The following is a 3164-nucleotide window of genomic DNA, read 5'->3' on the forward strand; positions in this document are numbered from 1 at the left end:
TTACGCCCAGATGGGATTGTCAAAAGGATGGTCTCGGTCGGCGAGGCACTCTTTCGTAGGTTCAAGTTGACTGTTGTCGTATAGGTTTTCGTTGAAGTCGTCGTCATTGTGGACGATGTCGACACTTTCACGTATTGCGCCGAGACGTAACCGGTCTGTCCGCCGTAAGAGACTTTATACCAAGACCCGTACGTACCGAGATACGTGACGCTTCGTCCTGAAGGAATCGTCAAAAGGATCGTCCCAGAAGTCGAAGCACTTTTTCGAAGGTTCAAGTTAGCCGTCGTGGTGTATGTAGAGGCTGCCTCGACACGACCCGTGTCTAATCCGGTTGAGGAGAGGCTGAACGGAACGACTGCCGTCCCGGTAAGGACGAGGGATGAGCTAATGAGTAGTTTAAGAGGCCAAGATGGTTTCGGTGTATTCAATCGGGATCCGCTCCTTTTTTCTGCATCATGTACGAGACAACGACGAAATGTAATCGTCATCATGTCCTCGTTATTATATAAGGAAACATGAAAAAAATGGAGGTTAATATGTAATTTATTTATCTTTTTTTAAAATAGTAGGTATAAAAAAGAGACGCTTGAGGGCGTCTCTTGAAGTTCGCTTAAACTAGGCGTGGAAGTTCGTCAACATACTTTTTTGCGGGCTCTTCAATTTTAGTAAGGCGTGGCATCTCATCTACAAATCTTTGTGTTGTTGGCGCTTCAACTTTAGTAAGGCGCGGCATCTCATCTACAAATCTAAGTGTTGTTGGCGATTCAATTTTAGTGAGACGAGGCATTTCGTCTACTAAAGGCTTAAAAGAACTTCCCAATAGTAAGACAGCTGCAGCAATAAAGAAAATCCCAGTAATTTTTTTCATGACTTCTTCCTCCGATTAAATGAGTTTATGTGGATAAGATGTAATCCCTAATGTGAGAATGCTCAGAAGTCAGTTAATGGCGACTCTAGCAACGAGTAAATAGATTCGGATTGTTGTTTGATCCGCAACTCGAAATCGCCTACATACTGTTGTGGCAGGTTTGGTGTAAACAAGTTAACTTTGTCCGAATTTCCTGTCGAGGCTGAGGAAATAATCGGAACTCCTGCCTTTTGGCTGAGCAACGTGCTGCAAAGAGGAGTGAATTTATCTTCAAACTTGTTTAATGGTTCTGGATACCAACAAATTGACGCTTCAGGTAAAATATACAATATATGTCCTTCTTTTAAAAGTTTTAAGCATTGTTCAACGACATAATTCTGATCCTGTTCAATATTGATATACCCAAACTCATGAAAATGTTTCTCGTAGACTGTTGTTGAACTGCGCTTTAGAATAGAAAGTGATAGTTCAGGCCCGAGGATGTAGAGTTTTTTGTACGAACGATTTTCCTTTAGAGTTCTTGTGATGAGACGAGGCAATGATTGATAATAATCAATTTGAAATGCATTCAGAATAAATCCTTTTGAAGAGTTTAACAACTCGGTCAAATAATCTAAGCCGTCAAATTGGTTCAAATCATCTGGAGAATAAGCAGTTTTGAAAGCTGGAATATGTTTAGAATTGAAATAAATTTTTGGCTTAATATAATCTTCTGCAAGTAAGAAATTTAATTTACCCATATGATTTTTCCACCTCCGAAAGCAAATGGTTTCTCAACTTATAAATTAATTGAATCCTTTTACCTAATCGGCTTCAGGTTCGTTGCTTTATGTAGTTAAATCTTATCATGGATAATCGTTCTATCGAACTGTTGTAGGTTGGGAAAATAGGGACGGAAAAACGTAAAAAAAGAATCGTTTTTAGACTCATTTTCCTGAAAGCCATTAAAAAAGATAAAAAACTAATAAAAAACCTTTCAAAATAGGACGAAGGAGCTACTACTTAATATGGAATATAACTATGGAAATCTTATTAAAGTAGAGCGGATGCGGAAAAACATGAAACAATCTGTCCTAGCGAGGGGTATATGTTCTATTTCTTACTTAAGTAAGATAGAGAACAATCAAACCTCGCCTAGTGAAGAAGTACTTGAGTTAATATTTGAAAGGCTTGAGTTAGATGTTCCGCTGTATTTTGATTTAAGTGAACAAGTTCAAAAAATCAAAAATGAAATCAGAGAGATTTTAAAAGAAGCAATTTTATCTAGACGAGATCAAAATAAAAATGAGAAGGTAGAAAAGTACATCTCTAGTCCTGTAGTTAGACAGTCAAAAGATTTATATATAACGTTAATGATGACTTTAGCTCGCTTTGGAGTAATGCCCGATGGAAACCCAAAGTATTTAACAGAAATAGGATGGATTGATGACCAACTTGACTCCGACAATAGGCTAAGGTACTTACTATTAAAGTGTATAAGCCTTTTCCAAACAGCTGAAAGAGAAGAAGCCTTAGAGATACTCGAAAAATTGAACAAAGAGCTACCGCATTCACATATTCCTGACTGGGAAATGGCAGATATGCGATATATTATGGGTGGCTTATACTATAAATCAACGGATTATTTACAGGCGATTGAACATGTAAGGGTAGCCCTTGGCTATTTTCAGGAGCATTTCCATGTCGAAAGGATTATTGAGTGCCATTTAATCATTGGATTATCCTTTAAGCGCCGGAAAAGATATACGGATGCTTTAGCACATTATGAAAAAGCTACAAAAGTTGCAAGTGCAACTGATTTAAAAAACTATAACGGTATGCTCTATAACAATATGGGGGATATTTATTTTTTAATAGGGGATCAAGAAAGAGCTCTTAAATACTTTTTAGAAAGCTTTGAGTATAAGGTAGATGTAAAAAGTAAACTTTATAGCGTAATGTCTCTTATTGAAGTTAATGCAGAGAGAAAAAACACAGAAGGCGTAGTAGAGTGGTTAAGTAAAGGTTATGAACTAATGGCGGAAAGAGAAGATTTACAAGAGTTTGATTTTCACTTTGATATTTACGTAAATGGTTACCGAGACTTTAATCAACAAGGTTTACTAACAAGTTTAAAAAAAGCAGTTCAATATTTTGAAGCATACGATGAATTTTACACTAACAAGTACGCACTATGGTTGGCTCGTGAACTTCGAGAAAACGGTAAATATAAGCTTGCGACAGAGTATTACGAAAAATCCATTGCGATTATGTCGCGTTGGGACTAACGCTTCCTTACGAGGCGTTTTTTTGTACG

General features: G+C 37.3%; 4 protein-coding genes. 1 reads left to right on the plus strand and 3 read right to left on the minus strand.

Going from position 1 to position 3164, the window contains the following annotated elements; genetic code table 11:
- The 3 genes from RT52_RS16090 to RT52_RS00135 all read right to left on the minus strand — a co-directional run.
- The coding region (locus RT52_RS16090; protein ID WP_245175434.1) for an SH3 domain-containing protein at positions 1–428 on the minus strand (428 nt) is incomplete at its 3' end.
- A 182-nt stretch (positions 429–610) separates the two neighbouring features.
- Positions 611–868: a hypothetical protein gene (locus tag RT52_RS00130; RefSeq protein WP_034814304.1), complete on the minus strand. Its 258-nt coding sequence runs from the start codon at positions 866–868 to the stop codon at positions 611–613.
- 62 nt (positions 869–930) lie between these two features.
- Complete coding sequence (locus RT52_RS00135; RefSeq protein ID WP_034814306.1) at positions 931–1608, minus strand: hypothetical protein; 678 nt, start codon at positions 1606–1608, stop codon at positions 931–933.
- 267 nt (positions 1609–1875) lie between these two features.
- Here RT52_RS00135 and RT52_RS00140 point away from each other — a divergent pair, with 267 nt between their 5' ends.
- Positions 1876–3135 carry a helix-turn-helix domain-containing protein gene (locus tag RT52_RS00140; protein ID WP_034814308.1) on the plus strand — a complete coding sequence of 420 codons (1260 nt, stop codon included), beginning with the start codon at positions 1876–1878 and terminating at the stop codon, positions 3133–3135.
- The last annotated feature ends 29 nt before the right edge of the window (positions 3136–3164 follow it).

It is taken from the genome of Exiguobacterium alkaliphilum 12/1, from assembly GCF_000714435.1.
GTDB lineage: Bacteria > Bacillota > Bacilli > Exiguobacteriales > Exiguobacteriaceae > Exiguobacterium > Exiguobacterium alkaliphilum.

Coding starts and splice junctions, on each gene's coding strand:
- RT52_RS00130 (WP_034814304.1), bottom strand. CDS start 868: ATGAAAAAAATTACTGGGATTTTCTTTATTGCTGCAGCTGTCTTACTA.
- RT52_RS00135 (WP_034814306.1), bottom strand. CDS start 1,608: ATGGGTAAATTAAATTTCTTACTTGCAGAAGATTATATTAAGCCAAAA.
- RT52_RS00140 (WP_034814308.1), top strand. CDS start 1,876: ATGGAATATAACTATGGAAATCTTATTAAAGTAGAGCGGATGCGGAAA.